We start from the raw sequence: 23,372 nt of genomic DNA, 5'->3' as shown, positions 1-23,372 counted from the left end.
GTCAGCGTCCCCGGATCATGGTGAGCAAGGTGCGCGGCACCAGCGCGACCATCGCGACGTGGATCGCGAAGAAGCCGACCAGCACGCCCATCGCGACGAAGTGGACGAGCCGGGCGTTGTCGTAGCCGCCCATCAGCATCCGCAGCGCAGGCAGCTGCACCGACTTCCAGACCGCCAGCCCGGACACGATCACGAGCACGAGGTCGGCGATCACCACCAGGTAAGCCAGCTTCTGCACCGCGTTGTATTGCCCCGGCACGGCATGGCCGAGCCGGCCGCGCAGCGCCGCGCCGAAATCGGCGGCGAGCGCGCGCGGGCGCAGCGGCAGCAGGGTCCGGCGCAGCCGCCCGGTGAACGCGCCGAGCGCCAGATAGGCGGCGAAGTTGGCCACCAGCACCCACATCATCGCGAAGTGCCAGAGCAGCGCGCCGCCGAGCCAGCCGCCGAGCGTGACGGCGGGCGGGAAGTGGAGCGCGCCGAACAGGGGGGACGCCTCGTAGACCTGCCAGCCGCTCATGCACATGACGATCACCGCGCAGGCGTTGATCCAGTGGAAAACGCGGACCCAGACGGGATGGATGGGGATGGACTTCAAGGAAACCTCGTTGGCGTGGCGGATGGCCTGATGACAAGAATCGCAGCCGGCCGGGCGCGACGGTATCGGTCGAATGACCGATCCATGTCGCGCGCCGCCTGCCCGTGTCGTGTGACGGCCTGATGTCATGGCCGCTCGTGGGCATCGGTTGCCGCGCATCGACGGGCCTTTCGACAGGCAACCCGGCAGGCCATCCGGCAACCCGCGCACACGGCGCGGCGGGGCGGTGAGCCGCCGGCAAGACCGCGGCAAGGTGATGCCGCCGGCGCCCCTTAAGTCCGGCCGGCGCGGTCCGTTAATGCATGGGCGGAGATTGTCGCGAGGGGCGGCAGGAGGCTCGCGGCGCCAGCGGGCCCGCGAAGGGGAACCTCGAAAGGGAAACGGATGAAACTGAAGAACCTGCCCGTGCGAACGGGTTTTGTTGCGGTGCTGGGGCTGTTCGGAACACTGGTGCTGGTCATGGCGCTGCTCGGCATCGTCTCGCTCAATGAAAACAACGCGCTGTCCGCGAAGATCGCCACGCTGAACGCCCAGGTGGTCGACCTCAAGGACGTCTACATCAACAACCTGAAGGCCCGCAGCGCGCTGTCGCGCGCCTTCATCGCGATCAGCTCGAACTCGTCGGCCAGGGACGGCGCGCTGGCCGACGCGCGCCGCTTCCTCGATCTGGCGAAGGCCGCCGACGCCGCGTTCGAGAAGATCCCGAAGGACAACGACGACCTGCGCGGCGCGGCCGGCACCGTGGTCGACGCGTTCCGCGCGCATTCGGGCGCCATCGACGGCCTGTTCGCGGCGATCTCGAGCGGCGACCTGAAGGCCTACGCCGACGCCAACGAAGGCCCGATGACGCAGACCAGCATGGTGTTCGGCCAGAGCAGCGAGGCGTTCTTCACGGTCGCCGCGAGCCAGACCAAGGCGCTGCAGGAGCGCAAGACCAACGCGCGCACGCTGCTGATCGGCGTGGCGATCGGCCTCCTCGCGCTGTCGTGCGTGCTGATCGTGCTGGTCTACGTGGGGCTCGAGCGCGCGATCGTGAAGCCGCTCAAGGAAGCCGTGGTGGTGGTCGAGCACGTCGCGCGCGGCGACCTGACGATCGCGATCGCGCCCGGGCGCGAGTCGTCGAACGAGATCGGCCAGCTGTTCGCGGCGATGCAGGAGATGAAGGGCAGCCTGTCCGGCATCGTTCGCGCGGTGCAGGGCGGCAGCGACGTGATCGTGACGGCGGTGCAGGAGATGGCGAGCGGCAACACCGATCTCTCGCAGCGCACCGAGCAGCAGGCGGCGGCGCTGCAGCAGACGGCGTCGTCGATGGAGCAGCTGACCAGCACGGTCCGCCACAACGCCGACAACGCGAAGCAGGCCACCCAGCTCGTGAACGGCACCGCGGCGCTGACCGAGCAGGGCAGCCGGGCCTCGAAGGAGATGGTCGCGACCATGCGCGGGCTCTCGGAGCTGTCGGGCAAGATCTCGGACATCACCAACGTGATCGAGAGCATCGCGTTCCAGACCAACATCCTGTCGCTGAACGCGGCCGTGGAAGCGGCGCGGGCCGGCGAGGAAGGGCGCGGCTTCGCGGTGGTGGCGAGCGAGGTGCGTTCGCTCGCGCAGCGCAGCGCGAACGCGGCCCGGGAGATCAAGGAGCGCATCACCGATTCGCTCGCGCGCGTGGATGCCGGTGCGCGCCAGGTCGAGCAGGCCAGCAGCGTGATGGGCGAGATCCTCGTGTCGGTCAACAAGGTCAACGACCTGATGGGCGAGATCGCGGCCGCCTCGGTCGAGCAGTCGAGCGGGATCGAGCAGGTCAACCGCGCGGTCGCGCAGATGGACCAGGTCACGCAGCAGAACGCGGCGCTGGTGGAGGAAGCCTCGGCCGCCGCGCTGTCGCTGGAGGACCAGACGCGCGTGCTCAAGGACGCGGTGGCCGTGTTCCGCACCGATACGGGCGGCATGCGCTTCGCGTAAGCGGCGGGCCGGCGCTCCGCTCCCCGGGCAGCGCGCCCGGGCAGGCGCCGGGCCGACCCGCAACGGGCCGGCAAGGCTGGACCGGCGCGGCGCGATGCCGTGAGCCGGCAAGCGCGGCTGCCTCGCCCGGCGCCGCGTCGCGTCCGGCGCGCGGTCGTCCGTCCGGCGCATCCGCCACGCGCGGCAGCATGCGCCGCAATCCGCCGGGCCGGCCGCCCGGTTCGGCGTCGCACGGCCGCCATTCACGCCATTCCCGCCATCCGGGCGATCGGGCCCGAGTGTGCGGTACCCATCGCCATCACGCCGCCGCGCCGGTCCATGCCGGGCGCCCCGGCGCCCCGGCCGATGCGATCCGGGCGCGAGCCCGTTCCCCGACGACGAGCGGCATCCGGGCCTGACCGGGCCGCCGCTCCGCCGCGCCCGCCGCCGGCCGCTTCGGCGAGGGCCGCGCCGGCAGGCCGGCCACGGCGCCGCTTCCGCAGCGAAAAGTCCCGGTGAATGTGCCTTTTGTTCAGGGACGCGCATGTTTCGCTTCGTTACGCTTGCCTCGCGGTCGATCGGCGTATCGGCGCCGCGTCTCGCTCCCCAGGCATCCGCCACCATCAGAACGAGACGCGGAAACGATTGACGCGAAGCAGGCAATCAACGGACGAACCCGCGGACCTTCCATTCCGGCATGGCGCCGCGCTCCGCACAAAATCAGGAGGCATTGGCTGTGCAATCCCAACCCACTCTCAGGCACATCGCGCTCGCCGCGGCGCTCGCATGCGGCGCGCTGCTCCCGGCCGGCGCGCGCGCGGCGACCGACGGCACGCTGCTGCTCAACTATCTCGGCCCCGTCAGCTCGGAGCTCTACGTCGCCAACGCGGACGGCTCGGGCGAGCACAAGCTGCTCGCCACGCCGGGCTTCGACTATCACGCGTCGTTCTCGAAGGACGGACAGTGGATCGTCTTCACGTCCGAGCGCGACGGCCTCGGCGAATCGAACCTCTACCGCGTGCGGGTCGACGGCAGCGGCCTGCAGCGGATCGCCGACCACCTTGCCGTGGACGACGCGGCGGTGGTCTCGCCGGTCGACCCGAACCTCATCGCGTTCGTCTCCTCGCGTCACGGTGGGAACGGGTTCGGCACCACCCACATCTGGACGCTCGACCTCGCCAGCGGCGCGCTCAAAAACGTCACGGAAAACGTCAAGTTCGATCCCGCCAGGCCGCACAGCTTCTTCCGCCCGTCCTGGTCGCCGGACGGCAAGTGGCTCGCGCTGTCCTCCGACATCGGCAGCGACTGGCGCGGCCACAACCTGCCCACGGGCTGGGAGCGAACCCAGGAGGGCAGCATCTACATCGTGCATCCGGACGGCACGGGCTGGCAGCAGCTGGCGACGCGGGCCGGCTACGACGAGGGTTCGCCGTCGTGGTCGCCCGACGGCAAGCACGTGGTGTTCTACGAGACGCCGGTCGAATCCACCTGGGGAGCCCATCGCCCGGAAAGCATCAACTCGGTCAGCTCGCAGATCGTGGCGGTGGACCTCGCCACGCACGCGCGCAGCGAACTCACGGCCACGCCGGGCTTCAAGGTGTTCCCGCAATACCTCGACAACACGGTGGTCGCCTACCACGTGAAGGGCGGCGACACCGAGGGCTTCTACACCACGGCCGGCGCGTTCCGTTCGACGCGCGATTCGGGGATCCGCTCGCCCCGTTATTCGCCGGACGGCAAGAAGATGGTCTACGAACGCGTCGCGTTCCTGCCGGCGCGCGCGAACGGCACGCCGCTGTTCAACTTCGACCCGCACTGGAAGTACACCTATCTCGACGTGTTCCCGCAACTGTCGGCCGACCGCCGGCAGCTGGTCTACACCGAGAAGGCGATCAATTCGTCGATCGCGGTCGTGAACGCCGACCTGAGCGGCTACCACCGCATCTACGACGCCTCGCTGAGCGGGCTCGACCCGACGCTGATCGCGCAAGGGCTGGCCGGCGCGTTCCAGCCGACCTGGTCGCCCGACCGCAAGTGGGTCGCGTTCGGCGTGGGCAGCTGGTTCTTCACGCGCGACGGCGGCCCGGGCCGGATCATGCGCATCAAGACCGACGGCAGCATGAACAACCAGGCCGAAGCCCTGACCGACGGCACCATCAACGCCGGCTTCCCGAGCTACTCGCCGGACGGCTCGCGGCTCGTCTATCGCGTCTGGAGCACGAGCGAAAAGGGGCTGCGCATTCTCGACCTCGCCACGCGCAAGACCACCGTGCTGACCACCGAGGCGGACAACCTGCCGGGCTGGTCGGCCGACGGCACGCGGATCGTGTTTACGCGCAAGCAGACCGATCTGGCCGATCCGAACAAGTTCAACTACGACGTGTTCACGATCCGGCCCGACGGCAGCGACCTGCGGCGCCTCACCTCGGACGGCGCGAACCAGGGCCACGCGGTCTGGACCTACGACGGCCGCATCGCCTACAGCTCGGGGAGCTACGGGTTCCGCGACGAGCTCCCGCTCTACGACAACAGCTTCCAGCCCGACGGCCAGAACTGGGTGATGAACGCGGACGGCGGCGACGCGCATCCGCTCACCGACACGCTGTGGGAGGAAGCCATGCCGATGTACGTGCCGGACCGCTGATCGCGACGCCGGTGTCCGCCGGTTCGACGCCGTGCTCAGGCACGGCGTTTTTTCGTGCGCGGCGGGGGCTCGTGCGGTCGATGACCGGGGCCGCGGCGCGCACGCGCGGCTCGCCGGTTCGTCAGCGAACGAACGCCACGCTGGTGGGATCCTTCACGTCGACCGACGCGCCGCTGTCGGCCAGCAGGCCGGTGGCGGGATCGATGCGAAACAGCCGCAGGTTGCCGCTGAGCCGGTTGGCGACGAGCATCCAGCGTCCCGCCGCGTCGATCCCGAAGCCCCATGGCTTGCGCCCGCCCGACGCCACGCGCTGCAGCAGCGTGAGCCGCCCCGAGCCGGCATCCACGCCGTACACCAGCAGCGCGTCCTCGGCACGGTTCTCCACGTAGAGGAACCGGCCGTCGCGGCCGAGCGCCATTTCCGCGCCGCTCTTCGTGCCGTCGAACGACGCCGTCGTGATCGATTCGGTCTGGATCGGCGTCAGCGTGGCGCGCACGGCGTCCCAGCGCAACACCATGACCTGTGCGCCGAGTTCGGTGAGCAGGTAGGCGTGGCGGCCGTCCGGGCCGAACACGAGGCGCCGCGGGCCGCTGCCGGGCGGCGTCGCGAACGCGGGCGGGGCGCCGGCGGCGCAGGGCGAGAGCCGGTGCGTCGCGCGATCGAAGCAATCGATGAAGACGCGATCGGCGCCCAGGTCGGGCACGAGCGCGTAGCGGCCGGACGGATCGAGCGTGATGCCGTGCGCGTGCGCGCTCTTCTGGCGAGGGCCCGGCCCGGCGCCGGTTTCCGCGAGCGTCGACACCAGCGGGCCGATGCCGCCGTCGCGCTTCACCGCGAGGCTCGAGACCGAGCCGCTGTCGTAGTTCGCGCCGAGCAGCGTCAGCGAGGGCAGGTCGAAGCGCAGGAAGGTGGTGCCGCGCCCGCCCGTTTGCACCGTGTCGAGCGGCGCGATCGCGCCGCTCGCGCGGTTCACGGCATAGGCGGTCACGCTGCCTTCCCGGTCGCGATCGTCGTCCACCGCATAGAGCACGGGCAGGGCGGGATGCGCCTCCACCCAGGTCGAGCGCGGCCCGCGCGCGACCGTGCCGAGCGCGACGAGCCGACCGGTGTCGAGGTCGAGCCGTACCGCGTCGATTCGTGCGTCCAGCGTGCCGACGTAGGCGAATTCGCTGGCCGCGGCGCCGGGCGCCTGGCCGGCGGGCGGCAGCGTGCATGAGGCCGCCGCGATCGATGCCCAGGCAGCGGCGGCGCAGCGCGCGAGGCGGGAAAAAGGAGCAGGCTTCAGGGCAGGCGCCATGATCGTCACGGATGAAGTTGGCATGAACGGGCGGCGGGGGGCCGCCGAATCGCGGGAATCCTCGCGGCGGCGGGGCGCCGCCGCGGCACGGCCGCTAGCGGCGCGCCTCGAGGCGAAACTGGCTCGGCGCCTGGCCCACCTCGCGGCGGAAGAAGCGCGTGAAATAGGCGGCGTCGGCGAAGCCGAGCCAGAACGCGATCTGCTCGACCGACATGTCGCCGAAAATGAGTTCGCGCTTCGCCTCGGTGACGATGCGCGCATGGATCAGCTTGGTCGGGCTCAGGCCGGCGGCCGACGCGCAGGCCGCGCGCAGCTGCACCGGAGACACCGCGAGCATCGACGCGTACTGCTGCAAGGGCAGGTTGCGGCGATAGTGCGCCTCGATCGACTGGCGGAAGCGTTCGACGAGGCGCACGTCGTGGCGCACCGGGCCGTCGTGCTCATGCCGGTCGAGGCGCCCCTCGCGCACCAGCGTGAGCAGCAGCATGGTGAGCAGCGCCTCGGTGGCGCACACGTGGCCCACCGCGTTCGATTCCACTTCCTGCTTGAGCTGCCGGAGCAGTTCGTGGAGCGCGCTGCCCGCCTGCCCGCCATGCGCGAGCGGAATCATGCGCGGCGCGGACCAGAGCGCGATGAGTTCGGGCAGCTTCGCGTTGACCTGGGTGAGATACGAGACCTCGACGGTCACGACCCAGCGATCCACGTCGAGTTCGTAGTCGAGGCCGTGCACGCACTCGGTGGGCAGCAGCAGCGCGCACGGTCCCTCGAACGGAATGCTGCGGCCTTCGAGATTCATCAGGCCGCGCCCGTTGCGCACGAAGATCACCTGGCCGTAGGCGGGATGCGCATGCGGGGCCGTGCGCCAGCGTCCGCGTTCGGTCACGTGGCCGACGTGGACGAACCAGTCCCGCTCTTCCCGCTGCTCGACATACAGGCGCACCTTCGGCACCGCCGTGAGCCGCACCTTGTCGCCCGCCTTGCGCGGGACCGGGACGCCGATCGCCATTCGTTCCATGAAGCCTCCTCGATGCCCGGTCTCGTGCCGGGTGCCGTTTCGATGGGAAATGCTCGCGGGCGCCGCGCGCGGTGCCGCTTTCCGCCGCCGCATGCGTCCGGCTCCGGCAGGACGGCGCGGAGCGTCTGTCAGTCTTTCATATCGCTTCGCGCGGCGCGAGCTGCGGCTTACCCGGACCTCGCGCCGCCCCGCCTGCCATGTCAGAACGTATGCACCATGCCGAGGATCACGCCGCGCGTGTTCGAGCCGGGGGCCACCGCGATGCCGCCGTAGGCCGTGCCGTTGAGCGTGAACTGCGCGAGATGGCGGTTCTGGATGAAGGCCGCGGACGCGTACAGCGTGGTGCGTTTCGACAGATAGTGTTCGTAGGTGACCCCCACCTGCTGCGCGTTGTTGGCATGCCCGGTGCGATCGTGCGCGTAGCCGTACAGCAGGGCCAGTTGATCGGCGGGAGTGAACAGGTACGAGCCGGAACCCTCGAACACGTCGCGCCTGACGCTGTCGTCGGTCTGATGCTCGGTGTGGTAGGCGAGATAGAAGCGCGCGTCGCCCACCCCCATCGAGGCGCCCGCGTTGAACACCTTCAGCGTCGAGGTGCCCGCCGCGTTGGCCGCCTGCTCGTAGCCGGCCGCCACCCGGAACGGGCCGTTCTCGTAGCGCGCCGCCGCGTTGTAGAACTGCAGGCCGTTGCTGGGCCGGGTGGTGGCGTCGCGCATCGCCACCATGAACTGCGCGGAGAGGCCGTGGAAGGTCGGCGTGAAATACGAAATCGCGTTGTTCACGCGGATCGTGAGCGAGTTGAAATTGTTCATCGGCGAGCCCATGCTCATCACGGCGAGCGGATCGAGTTCGCGGTTCAGGAAAATATACTGCGGCGTGTTCTGCAGGCCGAAGCGCACTTCGCCGAAGCCGCCGGACAGGCCGACCCAGGCCTGCCGGTTGAACGCCGCCGCCGCGTTCGAGGCGGCACCGGTGGCGCCCGAGAAGCCCTGTTCGAGCTGGAAGTTCACGTGCAGGCCGCCGCCGATGTCCTCGCTGCCCTTGAGCCCGTAGCGGCTCGCGAACAGCCCGCCCGAGGTGGCGCGCACGACCTTGCCGGCGCCGCCGTTCTGGAATTCGATGCCGTTGTCGACGACGCCGTACAGCGTCACGGACGATTGGGCATGGGCCCACGGGAAAATGCAGGCCGACGCGAGGCCGGCCGCGACTACGAGCATGCTTTTCATTTTGTCTCCGGATTTGTTCTGGTTATGTCGCCTCGCGAGGCCGGCCGGCCTGCGGGAATGGATTCGAATGGCATCGTGCGCCGCGATGCGCTTCGACCCGGCGCCGCCCGGCGCGCTGTGATGTATGGCCGTCAGTACCCCGCCAGCTCGCGTGCCGCGCCCACCACGCCGTAGCCGCGTGTCGGTGCCGACATCAGGAAGCGATAGCCTTCCCCGACCAGCCGCGCGTGATTGTTCGCGGTGACGTGGGGATGGCCGACCACCACGCCGTGCCTGCGGCAGATCGAGACGATGCGGCGCATCGCGTCAAGCACTTCGGGGTGCTCGTACTGGCGAGGCAACCCGAGTTCCTGGCTCAGGTCGCCCTCGCCGATCAGGATGAAGCCGATGCCGGGCACGTTCGCCAGTATCTCGTCGAGGTTCCCGATCGCCTCGGTGCTCTCGCACATCAGCCCGACCAGCAACTCTCCCTCGGGCGCGAGCGGCCAGACATCGGCCTTGCGGTAGTAGTCGGCGGTGCTCAAGCCCCAGTAGCGCGCGGCGGCGGCGGGGCCGTCGCCGCGCACGCCCCGGGGCTCGTAGAGCGGCGCGTGCCGCGGGCGGGCGTAGCGGCAGGCCGCGACGGCGTTGCAGGCCTGCCCGACCGTCGCCACATGTGGCCAGACCACGCCGTAGGCGCCGCGATCGAGCACCTGCTTGGCGAACGACTGGTTCATCTCCGCGCCGTTGGCGGGAATCCGCGCGATCGGCGTGACGCGCGGCGCGACCGAAGCCGATTCCGCGATTTCCCTGCGGTTCAGCATGTATTGCAGCGCGTCGCCGAACGCGGAGATGTCGTAGGGGTTGTGTTCCATCTCGAACACGACGCCGTCGTAGGGCGCGTCGCTCATCTCGATCGCGTTCTGACGGTCGAGCCTGGCGAAGGCCGCGTAGGCGGGCCGGCCCGCTTCGAAGGCGCGAATCAGGCTGTTGAGGCGATGGGGAGTCATGGCGTATCCGCGGGTTGGAAAGGGGTGGCACCGGCCGCTTGCCCGGCCGCCTGCCAGTACATGAAGCCCATGCCTTCGCCGGTGCCGGCGGGCGTGCGCCAGCACGGCACGTAGTCGACCAGCGTCATGGCGGCGCCGCTCGCCTGGAGCGACTTCATCACGCTCACGTAGAGCTTGATCTCCGAGGTACCCGACTGGTACGAGCGGTCGTCCACGGCGGCGAGGCCGTCGTAGTCGTAGTTCGCGAGCATCTCCAGGATGCGGTGGTCGAATTCCTCGTCGTTGACGAAGTGCGACAGCCCGCCGGACGCGAAGATGCCCACCCGCACGTCCTCGGGCCAGGACTCGACGGCGTCGCGCAGCACGCGGCCGAACTCGATGCAGCGCGCCATCGACGGCTGGGTCGGCGGATAGAAGCAGTTCATGATGATCGGCACGTGCGGCGGCGGCGCGTCGTCCATGATCTGGTGATAGACGAAGCTGTAGGCATGCGGCACGACCGGATAGGCCGGGCGCGGCGTCATCCAGACGTTGTCGGGCCATGCGAACAGGTCGGTCAGGTCGAAGCGTTCGGCCTGGAAATGCGCGATCAGGTGCGCGGCCAGCCGCGGATGGCAGGCATGCGTCACATGACGGTCGGGTGCGTAGACGGCGCGCTGCGGCGGGCCGTTGTGGACGTCCGGGCCGCTGTAGATCGCGATCGACGGCGAGACGTGCGTGAAGATTTCCTTCTGGTCCTTGCCGAGGATGATCGCGACGTCGATGTTCGCCGCGCGATACGCGGCGGCCATCCTGTCGAGCGCGGCACGGCAGCGCGCGGCGCGGGCCTGGCGCTGCTCGAGCGTGAGGAACGGCGCGAACGCGGCTTTGCGGTGCGCCTCCAGTTCGGGATAGGTCCAGGTCCGGTTGCGGAACCAGAGTTCGGGGTTCCTGCGGTCGCGCTCGCCGTTGTTCAGCCAGTCCTCCGGCGCCTGACCCAGCATGCCGCTGTGCGGCACCGCCATCCCGAATACGATTTTCGCCATATCTGTGTTTTCCGTTTTCAGCCAGTGGCCGCGGCCGGAGCCGGCGGCCCGAAACAGGTGCGGCCCGCGCGGGCGCCGCGAAGAGGTGATGCCGGAGCGCGCGCGCCGCGTCATGCGCGATGCAGCTCGCCCGGCGCGGCGCTCACCTTCGGCGCCCACTGCGGGCGAAACAAAATGGCCGTGGCGGCCGCGCCCACCAGCAGCAGCACCAGGATCACCCGCATCGGCAGCGCATAGCCGTGGCCCACATGCAGCAGCCAGCCCGACAGGCTCGCGGCCACGCCGCCCGCCAGACTGGTCGCCACCTGCTGCACGCCGGTCACGAGCCCGATCGCCTGCCTGGGGATCAGCGTGAGCCGCGAGAGCACCAGGTTGTTCGCGGTGGTCAGGCCCAGCAGCGAGAGCGACAGCACGTTCCAGAACAGCGCCATCGACAGCGAGCGCGCGTGAGCGCCCAGCAGCACGGTGCAGCCGCCCACGAAGCCCGCGATGATGAAGGCCTTGCGCACGCGCACCGCATCGTGGCCGCGCGCGATGAGCCGATCGGCGGCCCAGCCCGCGAGCGCCGCGACGATCGCGATGCCGGCGAAGCTGAAGAACGTGAAGATGCCCGAGCGGCCGATCGACAGGCCGCGCTGCTCGACCAGGTAGGCGGGCATCCACGTCATGCAGAAGAACGTGAAATAGCCGTAGCAGAAGTTGGTGATCATGCCGCCCCACACGACCGGGCTGGCCAGGATCTCGCCGAGGCCCACGGTGCGCGCGCGGCGGTCGGCCGCCGCGAGTTCGGCCCGGCCCGGCAGGTCGTTGCGCACCATCAGCAGCCACGGCACGAGCCAGAGCAGGCCGACGAGGCCGGTCGCCACGAACATCGCGCGCCACGAATGGTGGACGATGAACCACGCGCCCACCGGGGCGCCCAGCGCCGGGCCGAACTTGTTGCCCATCGCGAGGATGCCGACGGCGAGGCCGTTGTTGCGCTCGTCGAAGTGATTGCGGATCCAGCGATAGCTGGCCGGGATCACGATGGCCTCGGCGATGCCGACCAGCAGGCGCATCACGACCAGGCCCGCGAGCGTCGTGACGGCACCCATCAGCGCGGTGGCGAGGCACCAGAGCGCGAAGCAGGCGGCGTAGGGCCACTTCACGCCGTAGCGGTCGGCCACCCATCCCATCGGCACCTGGCAGAGGCCGTAGGACCAGAAGAACGCGGAGTTGATCCAGCCGCGATCGACGTCGCTCAGCGCGAAGTGGCGAATGAAGGCGCCGTCCGCCAGCACGCTCGAGATACTGGTGCGATCGATGAACGAAGTCAGCACGCCGATCGCGAGCAGGGCCAGGATGCCCCAGCGGTTGACGGCGCCGTGGGGTTCGTGATGGTTCGTCTCCATGGATTCTTTTCCCGACGCTGCCTGGTTGGGTTGCGGGCCGGCCGTCATTTGCCGAGCGCCGCGAGGCGCGCGTCGAGGCGCGGATAGACGCGCCGCGCGTTGCCTTCGAAGATCTTGCGGCGGTCTTCGTCGTCGAGCGCGGGGCAGGCGTCGAGGTAGCGCCGGGTGTCGTCGAAATACTCGCCGGTGTCGGGATCGCGGCCGCGCACCGCGCCGATCATCTCGGAGCCGAACAGCACGTTGTCGGCCGGGATCACCCGGGTGAGCAGCTCGACGCCGGGCTGGTGATAGACGCACGAGTCGAAGAACACGTTGTCCAGCAGCCCTTCGAGCGGTCGCTCGCGCAGTTCCAGCGACAGGCCGCGATAACGGCCCCAGTGATAGGGCACCGCGCCGCCGCCGTGCGGGATCACGAGGCGCAGGCCCGGGAAATCGCGGAACAGGTCCGATTGCAGCAGCTGCATGAACACGGTGGTGTCGGCGTTCAGGTAATGCGCGCCGGTGCCGTGGAAACACGGGTTGCACGAGGCGGCGACGTGGATCATCGCCGGCACGTCGAGGTCGACCAGCGCCTCGTAGAGCGGATACCACTCGCGATCGGTCATCGGCTTGCCGGTCCAGTAGCCGCCGCTCGGGTCCGGATTCAGGTTGCAGCCGACGAAGCCGAGCTGCTCCACGCAGCGGCGCAGCTCGGCGACGCTGTTGGCCGGCGCGACGCCGGGCGACTGCGGCAGCTGGCAGACCGGCGCGAAATTGTCGGGATAGAGTGCCGTGACGCGATGGACCAGGTCGTTGGAGACGCGGGCCCATTCGAGGCTGGTGCGCTCGTTGCCGAGGTGGTGGCTCATCAGGCCGGCGATCGGCGAGAACAGCGTGAGGTCGCAGCCGCGTTCGCGCTGCAGCTTCAACTGGCCGTTTTCGATCGCGTCGCGGATCTGGTCGTCGCCGACCCGCGCGCCGTCGAGCGCGGGCGCGCGGCGCGGATCGTCGGCGAATTCCACCTGCCTGGCGCGCCAGTTGCGGAACGAGGCGGGGACGGTGGTGAAGTGCCCGTGGCAATCGATGATCATGCGTGCAGCTCCCGGGCGAGCGGATCGACGAACAGCTCGCCCACCGCCAGGCGGCGCGGCGTGAGTCCCTGGCGGAACGCGGTGGCCTCCAGCGCCTCGATGGTCCTGAGGTTTGCCGCGAGGCCGTAGGGCAGCGGGTCGTGGCCGACGATGCGGCGCAGCGCGAGATACTTGCGGTCGCTGGCGGTGTCCGCCTCGCCGGCGTCGAGTCGGGCCAGCCACGCCTGCTTGGCCTCCTCGAACGCGTCGTGCAGCGAGCGCGCCACCCACGGGTGCGCTGCCAGCACCGCGTCCTTCACGACGATGGTGCCGTGCATCGGATAGATGCCGGTGCGCGCGTAATAGTCGGCCTCGAGCGCCTCGGCGTCCGGCAGCAGGTCGGGGTAGTCCGCCGCCACTTCCTGCCAGCCGCCGGTGGGCGCGCCGGTGCGGCCGATGCCGGCGGCGCCCGCGAAACCCGCGGCCAGTTCGCCGCGCGCCATCATGTCGGCGAGCGAGCGGCCGGCCGGGGCACGCACGACGTTGGGCGGCAGCCGCAGCTGCGTGACGTGCTCCTCGTCGTCGACGACCCAGGTGACGCGCGAGACGTCCAGGCCGAACTCGTCGATCAGGACCTGGCGCGTCCACACGCCGGTCGTGACGGAATAGGCGCGCACGCCCACCTTCCTGCCTTCGAGGTCGCGCGGCGCGGCGATGCCCGCGTCGGCGCGCACCAGCAGGCCGCCGTGATGGAAGCGGCGCACCACGAACACCGGCAGCGCGACGAACGGCGCGCCGTAAGCGCGGGCGATGAGGTAGGTGGTGGGCGCCAGTTCGCAGACGTCGAACTCGAGGTCGCGCACCATGCGCCGGAACGCGCCGATCTGCGGCTGCACCGTGACGAATTCCGCATCCACGCCCTCGATGGGAATCGAACCGTCGCGGATCGCGCGCGTGTGCGGATGGTCGGCGATGGCAATTTTGAGCCGGACTTGCTGGGTCAACATCGTCTCCTTGCTTTGCGCGCCGTGGCGGCCGCGGGCCGGATGGCCGGGGCCGACTGGCGGCGCGATGCAAGGAGAATAGGGGGCGACCGATGCCGGCGTCCCTATACAAAAGCGAGATTCGATGGCACTTTTCGTCGCCGCGGCAGCGCCGGTGCCGCGACGCGGCGGGCCGGCGCGCGGCGGCGCCGGTACTTATCGCGCGAAGGGGGGCGGCGCGAGGCCGTCGACCTGGCGGCCGGCGCCGCCGCGGGCGGGCCGGCGAGCCGCGGCGAGCGCGGCGCGCATGGCCGCCTCGCGCCGGTGCGCTCAGGCGCCGGTCACGGCGCTGCCGAGGGCGATCGTGCCGAACTGCGCGGGAAGATCGATGGCGTAGATGGCGAACGGCGGGGCGTCGGGATGGGCGGCATCCTCGACCGGCTGCTTGATCGGGATGTAGAGCCGCCGGTCGCGGCTGATGAACGCGCCGTCCGGGCGGATCAGCGTGGGGTCCGAGGCGAGCACCGCGGTCCGGCCGTCGGGTGCGAGCAGCGTGATGTGCCGCGTGATCGTCTCGCACAAATAGAGGTTGCCGGCGGAATCCATCGCGCAGCCGCCCGCGAAGCGATTGTCATGGACATGCTCGACCCGCCGCACCAGGTCGGCATCGGTGAGGGACGGGTCGTCCAGCCAGCGCGTCTCGATGCGGCGCACCGGGCCGGTGGGCGAGGCCCAGTAGAGCCAGCGGCCGTCGGCCGTGATCTCGATCAGGTCGCTGTCGGGCGGATGGAAGGTCTGGCTGCCCTTCACGTGCGCGAGGATCGCCGGAACGGCGGCGGGCGACGCCTGCGTCACCGGCAGCGCGGACAGCCGCCGCATCGTGCGTCCCGTCGCGCGGTCATGCACGATCAGGCCGCCGAGTCCGGAGTCGCTGATGTACAGCATCGAGCGGTGAAAGCGCAGGTCGTTCATCTGCGCGCCGGGCGGCAGGATCGTCGCGTCGAAGCGCAGCACCTCGATCACGCGGCCCGAGCGCGCGTCGAGCCGCACCAGCTTCTGCGCGGCGGGATCGAGCGTCGCGTCGATGCCGGGAAAGATGCCGGGGGCGAGCGAGCCCTGGTCCACGCACCAGACGGTGTCGTCGGCGAACACATGCACGGCGTTCAGGTAGACGAACGCGTTGCGTCCGTCGTCGCCGGGCTGCCACGCGTTCCACGCATTGCCCGGGAACGGCGCGAGCGTGCCGTCCGCGGCGCGCCGTGCCAGCGACGGCGTGGGCCGATCACGCGCGTAGCGCGGCAGGCCGAGAAACAGCAGATCGTCATGGGTCAACGCGACCTGGTTGGCCATCCAGGGTGAGCGCACGGCGATCCGAAGCGGCAGCGGCGCGGGTGCCGCTGCGGCCGGGCCGGCCCCGAGCGAACTGGCGGCCGCGCCGGCGGCGGCCAGGAACTGACGTCGATTGATCGGCATAGCGGGATCGATGGAGGCGCAAACAGGCATAGATCGGCCCGGCGCGCCGCAGTTCCGCGGCAGGCCGGCCCGCGGCCGTCGCGCCGGCCGGTACGGGTCAAGCAGGGGCGGGCGGCGTGCTCGTCTCAGAACAGATCCTCGTGCCGGCAATTCACCAGCAGCTCGGCGATGCTGGCCGAATCGGGCATCTCGATCGTGTTCGCGACCAGCCGGGCGATATCGTCCGGCTGCGTCATCGCCTCGGCGGGCAGGTCGGCGAGGCCGGCCGCCATCTCGGTGTTGACGAAGCCGGGGCACACCGCCACCGCGCGCAGGCCGTCGTCCCAGCCGGCGCGGCGCACGGCGTGCGTCAGCGCGACGGCCGCGTGCTTCGACATCTGGTAGCCGACGTTGGCGTTGCGCACGCGCTTGCCCGACAGCGATGCGATCTGCACGAAGCGCGCGCCGCCCGCGCGGCGCAGATGCGGCAGCGCCGCCTGCACGAGCCGGAACGGCGCCTTGACGTTGATGTCGAGCGTCTCCTCGAGCAGCGCGTCGGTGCCGTCCTCGAACGAGATGTGGCGGCAGATCCCGGCGTTGCTGACCAGCACGTCGATCCGGCCGAAGCGCGCGAGGGTCTCGGCCACCCAGGCGCGCGCGGCCTCGGGGTCGCGCGCCTCGTAGCGCGACGCGAGTACTGCCGGAGCGGGGGCGCCGCCGAACGTATCGGCGAACGTATCGGCAAACCTATCGCCCAGGCCGCCCGGATCGCGCACGCCGAGTGACAGCCGATAGCCGCGCCGCCGCAGTTCATGGGCGATCGCGAGCCCGATGCCGCGATTCGCGCCGGAAATCATCGCCACCTTGTCCGTCATGGGAGCGCCTCGTGAAGTGGGTGAGGGGCAGGGGCGGACACGCGCCGCCGCTGCCCGGGTCAGAAGCCGGCGTCGATCACGATCTTCGTGCCGTCGTAGAAGCGGTTCAGCCGGAACGCGCGCGGATCGACGAGCGGCGTGTCGTTGGCGACGAGGTCGGCCATCAGCCGGCCCGCGCCGGGGCCGATGCCGAAGCCGTGCCCCGAGAAGCCGGTGCCGATGAAGAGCCCCGGGATCCGTTCGACGCCGCAGATCACCGGAATCGCGTCGGGCGTCACGTCCATGTAGCCGGCCCAGCGCTGCGCGACGCGTGCCGCGCCCAGATGCGGAAACACGCGCAGGAATTCCGCGAGCCCCGGGTCCACGTAGCGCGCGATCGGCTCGGGGTCGAGCGTGCGCACGCGTTCGAACTCGGTCGGCCGGTCGAGCGCCCAGCGGCGCGGGCGGCGCAGTTCGTCGACGAAGCGCCGGCCGATGCCGATCCGCATCGCGCCGCCCTGGCTCTTCAGCGCTTCCAGATAGAGGAAGAACAGCCGGAACGCGTCGGGCGTGAGATCGGTCCAGGTGCGAAAGCCGGCCGCGATCGTATAGCCGCCGTCGGCGCGCTTGCGAAACGCGAAGTGCTTGTTGCTCGCGCTGATCTCCGGGCCGCCCGCGAGCGGCGCGGTGCGCATCACCGAGGCGCGCACCAGCAGCTGCGGCAGCTCCACGTCGAGGCTTCGGCAGAAATAGCGCGTCCACGCGCCGCCCGCCACCACCACGGCCGAGCAGCGGATCGTGCCGTGCTCGGTCACCACCGCGCTCGCGCGCCCGCCGCTCGTCTCGATGCCGCGCGCCGCGCACGGCGTGAGGATCGACACGCCGCGCCGGCGCAGCGCGTTGGCGATCGCGGGCGCGGCCTTCTGCGGCTCGGCGCGCGCGTCGCCAGGCGTGTACAGGCCGCCGCGGTACCGCACGGTGGCGCCGGGCAGCAGCGCGGCGATCTCGCGCTCGCCCACCTCGCGCGTGTCGAACGTGTCGCCGGCCTCGTCGCGCGCGCGGCGCAACCAGTCGCGATGGTCGTCGATCGCGGCCTCGTCCTCGGACATATAGAGGATCCCGCACTGGCGAAAGCCGGTGTCGATGCCGAGCGCGGCATCGAGCGTGCGCCAGATCCGCAGGCTCTCGATCGCGAGGCGCAGCTCGCGCGGGTCGCGGCGCGTCACGCGCACCCAGCCCCAGTTGCGGCTCGACTGCTCGCCGGCGATGTGGCCTTTCTCGCAGAGCGCCACGGACAGGCCCTTGTCGGCCAGCGCGAGCGCGGTGCTGATGCCGATGATGCCGCCGCCGATCACCACGACGTCCGCTTGCGCGGGCGGCCGGGTGTCGTCGGCTACGGTGTCGACTGTCGGTCCCATGTCGAATCGGGTTTCCTGGTCAGAAGTAACGGGAGGCGGCGCTCAGTGGCGCGGCGCGACGCGCGCGACGGCCGCGCGCATCACGCGCCGCATCGCGGCGGCGCGGGGCGGCCGCTGCGCGCCGGGATTGGCGTGGCGGTTGGTCCAGCGGTCCAGATGGTTGATCGCGTGCGTGAGCGGCACGGTGATCAGCAGGTAGACGGCGCCGGCCGCCACCAGCGGCGACAGGTTCGCGGTGTTCACGGCGCTGTTCTGGCCGATCGTGAACAGGTCGCGCTGCGAGGTCAGCAGTCCAAGGAAATAGACGAGGCTCGAATCCTTGACGATCGAGATGAACTGGTTCGCGAGCGCGGGCAGGATGCGCCGGATGCCCTGCGGCACGATCACGTAGCGCATCGCGGCCCAGTAGGTCATGCCGAGCGCCTGGCACGCATAGAGCTGGCCGCGCCCGACGCTCTGGATGCCGGAGCGGAAGATCTCCGCGATGTAGGCCGACGAGATCAGCGCGAGCGCGACGATCGCGAGCGGGTACGGGTTCGGCCCGAACAGCGCGAGCCCGACCGGCGCGAGCCCCTGGCCGACCACCAGGATCACGAGCGCGGCCGGCAGCCCGCGGAACACGTCCACGTAGATGCGCGCCGGCACCGTCAGCCAGCGCGTCGGCGACACCGCCATCAGCGCGAGCACGAGGCCCGCGGCGATGCCGAGCAGCGTGGCGAACACCGACAGCACGAGCGTGTTGACGAGACCGGTGTAGAGCAGCGTCGGCAGCGACGACGTCAGCAACTGCCAGTCGAGGAAATTCTCGATGAAGGCCTGCATGATGGACTCCTCGTGAAAGTGGCCGGGCGGGGCGGGCAGGCAGCGCGGTTCAGCCGCCCGTCTTCATGGCGTAGGGCGGCAGGCTGGCCGGCGTCGGGTAGGTCGGGTTGAACTGCTTGTAGAGCTTGAGCCAGGTGCCGTCGGCCACCAGCGCGTCGATCGACTGGTTCAGCGCCGCCGCGAGCTTCGTGTTGCCCTTGCGCAGCGGGAAGCCGGCCGGCAGGTTGACGGCCGAGATGTCGAGCTTGTCCTGCAGGTTCAGCTGCGGGTACTTGGCCTGCAGGCCGACCGCGAGCGTCTTGTCGATGAAGTAGCCGTCGATGTATCTGGACCGCAGTTGCAGGAAGCCGGCGTTCAGGTTCGGGAAGCGCACCACCTGCGCGCCGGGGATGTAGGTGGCGGCGTAGGTGTCCTCGATGGTGCCCTGCACCACGCCGATCCGCTTGCCCTTGACGGTCGCGAGGTCGGCCGTGATCGGGCTGTCCGGCAGCGTCGCCACGCTGAGCAGGCCGGTCAGGTAGCCTTCGGAGAAGTCGACCATCTTGAGCCGGTCGGTGGTGATCGAGATCGAGCCGGCGGCCACGTCGAGCTGGCGGTTCGCCACGCCGGGCAGCATGCTGGCGAAGTCCTGCGCGCGGAACTCGACCTGCAGGCCGAGCTTCGCGCCGATCGCGCGCAGCAGCTCGACGTCGAAGCCCGTCATCTTGCCGTTGTCGACGTAGGAATACGGCTTGTTGTTGGCGTCCACGCCCGCGATCAGCTTGCCCGGGGCCAGCGTGCCGAGATCGTCGGCGAACGCGGGCGCGGCGGAAAACACGGTGAGGGCAGCCGCGACGGACAGCGGCACGGCAACGGCGACGGCACGGAGGAACTGGCGGAAACGCATGGCGGAACTCCTTCGGATCGGGTGAGACGCGGGTGAAGCGCGGGTCGGGCACGGGTGCAGCGGGCAGGCAACGGCGCGGGCGAGGCCCGCTTCAATGCAGGATGCGCGACAGGAATTCCTGTGCGCGTGCGGAACGCGGGCGTTCGAAGAAGCGCTCGCTGGTCTCGTCCTCGACGATCGCGCCGCGATCCATGAACAGGACGCGGTCGGCCACGCGTCGCGCGAAACCCATCTCGTGGGTCACGCACAGCATCGTCATGCCGTCGCGCGCGAGTTCCGTCATCACGTCGAGCACCTCGTGGACCATCTCGGGGTCGAGCGCCGAGGTGGGTTCGTCGAACAGCATCGCGACCGGGTCCATCGACAGCGCACGCGCGATCGCCACGCGCTGCTGCTGGCCGCCGGACAGCTGGGCCGGATAGCGGTCCTCGTGGGCGTGCAGGCCAACCCGGCGCAGCAGCGTGCGCGCGCGTTCGGCGGCCTCGTCGCGGCGCCGCCGCAGCACCTTCACCTGGGCCAGCACGAGGTTCTCGCGCACCGTCAGGTGCGGAAACAGTTCGAAGTGCTGAAACACCATGCCGACCGTCGCGCGCAGCGCCGACAGCTGCGCGGGGCTGCCGCCCACGCGGCGCCCGTCGATCACGATCTCGCCCTGCTGGATCGATTCGAGCCCGTTGACCGACTTGATCAGCGTGGACTTGCCGGAGCCGGACGGCCCGCAGATCACCACCACCTCGCCGCGCCCGACCTCGGCCGAGCAGTCGTCGAGCACGCGGTGCTCGCCATACCATTTCGAAACCTTGCGCACTGCGATCATCGCGGACTCCTGCGAACGGAAACGGGAAATCAGGCCAGCGCGGCGCGATGCCGGCCGCTCCAGTAGTCGTCGAGCTGGTACAGCGCCGCGCCGACCGGCACCGCGAGCGGGCGCGCCAGCGAGGCGGCGCCGAGCGGGAACGCGCCCTCGCCGAACGGGCCGGCCTCGGCGGCCGCGCCGGCGAGGCGCCGCGCGATGCGCTGGCCGAGCCAGGTCATCAGCGCGACGCCGTTGCCGTTGCAGCCGAGCGCGTAGTGGATGCCGTCCGCTTCGCCGAGATGGGCGAGGCGGTCGTTGGTCATCGCCACGAAACCCTTCCAGGCATGCGTGAGCCGCACGTCGCGCAGGGCCGGCCACAGCGACACGAGCTTCGCGTAGAGCCGGCGCGCCGCGTCGCGCTCGTCGAGATCGCGGATCGCCGGGCGCGAGCCGAACAGGATGCGCGTGCCGTCCGGCGACGGGCGCGTATAGAACAGGTTGCGGCGCGAATCGCTGACCATCCGGCGGCCCGGGTTCAGCGCGTCCATCAGGCCCGGCGGCAGCGGCTCGGTGGCGATCTGGTAGCTCGCCACCGGCAGCACGCGGCGCGCGAGGAACGGAAGAAGATCGCCGGTGTAGCCGTTGGTGGCCACCAGCACGTGGGCCGCCTCGATCGTGCCGCGCGCCGTATGCACGCGGAACCGCGCGCCGCCGGCAGCCGTGCCGAGCCGCTCGATGCGCCGCGCGCCGGCATGCGAATGCAGCGTCGCGCCGCGCCGGCGCGCGAGCGCGCGCAGCGCGCGGTGATATTTCGCGGTGTGGAGGCCGCCGTAGTCGTCGATCAGGATGCCGCCGTAGTAGTAGTCGGTGCCGATCAGCGCGCGCTGCGCCTCGCGCGGGATCAGGTGGACCGTCACGCCGGTCTTCTCGCGCAGCAGTTCGCCCTGCGCGCGCAGCGTGTCGAAGTGGCGGGGCGTGTAGGCGCCGAAGAAGCGGCCGCTGATCTGCAGGTCGGCGTCGAGCCGTTCGTCGGCCACCAGCTGCTTGAGGAAGTCGAAGCTCGCGATCGACTCGCGCATCAGCCGCTGCAGGCGCTCGGCCGACACGCCGCGAATCGCGTTGGTCAGCGCGAGCTTCTGGCCGCTCGACACCATCCCGCCGCTGCGCGTGCTGCCGCCCGCGCCGAGTTCGGCCGCATCGATCACCGCCGTCGCGAGCCCGAGGCGCGCGGCCTCGGCCGCCGCGGACAGCCCGCAGTAGCCGCTGCCGACGATCACCACGTCGGCCGCGGCGGGCAGCGGCGCGTGATCGGTTTCCGGCGGCGCGGCATCCCACCAGTACGGCGCGAGGCGGAACGCGTCATGGAACAGCAAGGCGTCGGGTCGCATCGGGATTCCCCGTGGCTTGAGCTGGGAACCAGTCTAGGTTTGTGGACGAGATCCGGTCAAATAGCGACAAAAACAGCTTCCATTCAATTTTGATATGGCAAGCTGCGATGGAATCCTGACAAATCCGGCGTGCCGGGCGAGGGGGGAACGGATGAACCAACGGCAGATCGAGGCCTTCCGGCTGGTGATGCTGCGCGGCTCGATGACGGCCGCCGCGGAGGAAATGAACACCTCGCAGCCGAGCGTGAGCCGGCTGATCGCCGAGCTGGAGGCGGCCACCGGGCTCGCGCTGTTCGTGCGTCACGGCGGGCGGATTCGCGCCACCGACGCCGGCACCGCGTTCTATCGCGAGGTCGATCGCAGTTTCGTGGGGCTCGAGAAGCTCGGGCAGGCCGCGCGCGAGATCCGCCAGTTCGGCAGCGGGCGGCTGCGGCTCGTGGCGGCGCCGATCATGGCGCTGTCGTTCCTGCCCGCGGTGATCGACGATTTCCTCGCCGAGCATCCGCGCGTGGCCGTCTCGCTCGAAATGCGCAGCGAGGGCACCATCCAGCGCTGGGCCTCGTCGTCGAATTGCGACATCGGCTTCACCACCACCACGCCCGACGTGGTCGGCGTGACGAGCGCCGCGCTGTACCGGCTGCCGGGCGTGTGCGCGCTGCCGGCCGGGCATGCGCTGGCCTCACGCAAGCGGATCGTGGCGGCCGACCTGCGCGGCGAGCGGCTGATCCTGCCGTCCTATGCCGACGACACGCGCGCGAGCGTCGATCGCGTGTTGCGCCAGGCCCACGCGGATCAGGTGCCGACCATCGAGACGCCGTATGGCGCCACCATCTGCGCGCTGGTCGCGCGCGGGCTCGGCGTGGGCATCGTGAATCCGCTCGCGATCGAGGAGACCAATCCGCAGCGCATCGTGTTCCGGCCGTTCGCGCCGGAGATCGTGTTTCGCGGCTTCATCGTGTGCCCGCAGTGGCAGCAGGAGAAGCCGATCGTGCAGGTGTTCCTCGCGATGGCACGGGCGCGGATGGCACGCGTGGCCGCCGCGGCGTGAGGGATCGCGTGTGATGGGCGGCGTCATCGCCATCGTTCGTACAACACGGCGCCCGTGACGAAGAACAGCGTGTGGATGGCCGCGAAGCTCGCGAGACCGAGCGGCGTGAGCAGGCGCGCGCCCGCGAAGCCCTGGCCCAGCAGCGGCAGGATCACGGCGGCATTGAGCAGCCACACGAGCGCGGCGGCCAGCAGCCCCTTCAGCACGGCCGGCGCGCGCCACGCACCGAGCGTGAACGCGTAGGCGGCCATCATCAGCAGGCCGACGGCGATGTGGAACAGCTGCCGGAACGCCCAGCTGCCGGCCAGCATGGGCGGATGGGCGGGGCCGGCCAGTTTGACGAGCAGGCCGAGCAGCCCGCCGCGCGCGGTGACGATGCCGGCGTGGTCGGCCGCGATCAGCAGCGCGGTATTGAGCAGGATGGCCGGCAGGCCGGCGCATAGCGCGGCGCGCAGCGTGGCCGCGAACGGACGCGGCGTGAACGGGGTAGGGGGCATCGGAGCGGGGCGTTAGCCGGCGGGTTGAGCTATGGATCAGGACGCCGGCCGCGCGG

20 protein-coding genes are annotated in these 23,372 nt (G+C 70.5%); 3 read left to right on the top strand and 17 right to left on the bottom strand.

The features are described from left to right. Position 1: 1 nt before the first annotated feature. On the bottom strand, positions 2-595 hold the full coding sequence (locus tag BpN12_RS10215; protein WP_280529111.1) for a cytochrome b/b6 domain-containing protein: 594 nt from the start codon (positions 593-595) through the stop codon (positions 2-4). 384 nt (positions 596-979) lie between these two features. Between BpN12_RS10215 and BpN12_RS10210 the strand changes: the two genes are divergently transcribed. Continuing rightward, positions 980-2,557: a methyl-accepting chemotaxis protein gene (locus BpN12_RS10210; protein WP_246792412.1), complete on the top strand. Its 1,578-nt coding sequence runs from the start codon at positions 980-982 to the stop codon at positions 2,555-2,557. Between the two features lie 715 nt (positions 2,558-3,272). After that, positions 3,273-5,180 carry a hypothetical protein gene (locus BpN12_RS10205; RefSeq protein ID WP_246792411.1) on the top strand — a complete coding sequence of 636 codons (1,908 nt, stop codon included), beginning with the start codon at positions 3,273-3,275 and terminating at the stop codon, positions 5,178-5,180. Positions 5,181-5,301: 121 nt separating this feature from the next. Here the strand turns inward: BpN12_RS10205 and BpN12_RS10200 are convergent, their stop codons facing one another. The 15 genes from BpN12_RS10200 to BpN12_RS10130 all read right to left on the bottom strand — a co-directional run bounded on the left by BpN12_RS10200 (position 5,302) and on the right by BpN12_RS10130 (position 21,771). Continuing rightward, positions 5,302-6,477, bottom strand: a complete 1,176-nt coding sequence (locus BpN12_RS10200) for a lactonase family protein (protein ID WP_246792410.1) — start codon at positions 6,475-6,477, stop codon at positions 5,302-5,304. Between the two features lie 94 nt (positions 6,478-6,571). Further along, on the bottom strand, positions 6,572-7,492 hold the full coding sequence (locus BpN12_RS10195; protein WP_246792408.1) for a helix-turn-helix domain-containing protein: 921 nt from the start codon (positions 7,490-7,492) through the stop codon (positions 6,572-6,574). 200 nt (positions 7,493-7,692) lie between these two features. Beyond that, a complete protein-coding gene (locus BpN12_RS10190; RefSeq protein WP_246792406.1) occupies positions 7,693-8,718 on the bottom strand; it encodes a porin in 1,026 nt (341 codons plus the stop codon). 131 nt (positions 8,719-8,849) lie between these two features. Then, a complete protein-coding gene (locus tag BpN12_RS10185) occupies positions 8,850-9,707 on the bottom strand; it encodes an HpcH/HpaI aldolase family protein (RefSeq protein WP_246792405.1) in 858 nt (285 codons plus the stop codon). Further along, positions 9,704-10,732, bottom strand: a complete 1,029-nt coding sequence (locus BpN12_RS10180; protein WP_246792403.1) for a DODA-type extradiol aromatic ring-opening family dioxygenase — start codon at positions 10,730-10,732, stop codon at positions 9,704-9,706. The genes BpN12_RS10185 and BpN12_RS10180 overlap by 4 nt, the downstream gene beginning before the upstream one ends. A gap of 110 nt (positions 10,733-10,842) precedes the next feature. Then, positions 10,843-12,123 (bottom strand): MFS transporter, encoded by a 1,281-nt coding sequence (locus tag BpN12_RS10175; protein WP_246792402.1) that lies wholly within the window; start codon positions 12,121-12,123, stop codon positions 10,843-10,845. 44 nt (positions 12,124-12,167) lie between these two features. Continuing rightward, a complete protein-coding gene (locus tag BpN12_RS10170; protein WP_246792401.1) occupies positions 12,168-13,193 on the bottom strand; it encodes an amidohydrolase family protein in 1,026 nt (341 codons plus the stop codon). Then, entirely contained in the window at positions 13,190-14,179 is a 990-nt protein-coding gene (locus BpN12_RS10165; protein ID WP_246792398.1) for a PhnD/SsuA/transferrin family substrate-binding protein, read from the bottom strand. Before BpN12_RS10165 ends, BpN12_RS10170 begins: the two co-directional genes overlap by 4 nt. Positions 14,180-14,485: 306 nt before the next feature. Further along, positions 14,486-15,628 carry an SMP-30/gluconolactonase/LRE family protein gene (locus BpN12_RS10160; protein ID WP_246792395.1) on the bottom strand — a complete coding sequence of 381 codons (1,143 nt, stop codon included), beginning with the start codon at positions 15,626-15,628 and terminating at the stop codon, positions 14,486-14,488. Positions 15,629-15,753: 125 nt separating this feature from the next. Beyond that, on the bottom strand, positions 15,754-16,482 hold the full coding sequence (locus BpN12_RS10155; RefSeq protein WP_246792393.1) for an SDR family NAD(P)-dependent oxidoreductase: 729 nt from the start codon (positions 16,480-16,482) through the stop codon (positions 15,754-15,756). A gap of 59 nt (positions 16,483-16,541) precedes the next feature. Further along, positions 16,542-17,879, bottom strand: a complete 1,338-nt coding sequence (locus tag BpN12_RS10150) for an NAD(P)/FAD-dependent oxidoreductase (protein ID WP_246792391.1) — start codon at positions 17,877-17,879, stop codon at positions 16,542-16,544. Between the two features lie 42 nt (positions 17,880-17,921). Continuing rightward, entirely contained in the window at positions 17,922-18,701 is a 780-nt protein-coding gene (locus BpN12_RS10145) for an amino acid ABC transporter permease (RefSeq protein WP_246792389.1), read from the bottom strand. Between the two features lie 49 nt (positions 18,702-18,750). Beyond that, positions 18,751-19,587 carry an ABC transporter substrate-binding protein gene (locus tag BpN12_RS10140; RefSeq protein ID WP_246792387.1) on the bottom strand — a complete coding sequence of 279 codons (837 nt, stop codon included), beginning with the start codon at positions 19,585-19,587 and terminating at the stop codon, positions 18,751-18,753. A 91-nt stretch (positions 19,588-19,678) separates the two neighbouring features. Next, complete coding sequence (locus BpN12_RS10135) at positions 19,679-20,404, bottom strand: amino acid ABC transporter ATP-binding protein (RefSeq protein WP_246792386.1); 726 nt, start codon at positions 20,402-20,404, stop codon at positions 19,679-19,681. A 29-nt stretch (positions 20,405-20,433) separates the two neighbouring features. Further along, entirely contained in the window at positions 20,434-21,771 is a 1,338-nt protein-coding gene (locus BpN12_RS10130; protein ID WP_246792384.1) for an NAD(P)/FAD-dependent oxidoreductase, read from the bottom strand. Positions 21,772-21,922: 151 nt separating this feature from the next. Here BpN12_RS10130 and BpN12_RS10125 point away from each other — a divergent pair, with 151 nt between their 5' ends. Next, on the top strand, positions 21,923-22,819 hold the full coding sequence (locus BpN12_RS10125) for a LysR substrate-binding domain-containing protein (RefSeq protein WP_042628484.1): 897 nt from the start codon (positions 21,923-21,925) through the stop codon (positions 22,817-22,819). Between the two features lie 23 nt (positions 22,820-22,842). Here BpN12_RS10125 and BpN12_RS10120 read toward each other — a convergent pair whose 3' ends face one another. Beyond that, complete coding sequence (locus tag BpN12_RS10120) at positions 22,843-23,316, bottom strand: hypothetical protein (RefSeq protein ID WP_246792382.1); 474 nt, start codon at positions 23,314-23,316, stop codon at positions 22,843-22,845. Positions 23,317-23,372 lie beyond the last annotated feature (56 nt).

The sequence above is a fragment of the Burkholderia perseverans genome (assembly GCF_022870505.1).
GTDB lineage: Bacteria > Pseudomonadota > Gammaproteobacteria > Burkholderiales > Burkholderiaceae > Burkholderia > Burkholderia plantarii.
This window is presented reverse-complemented; position numbering and strand designations above follow the sequence as displayed.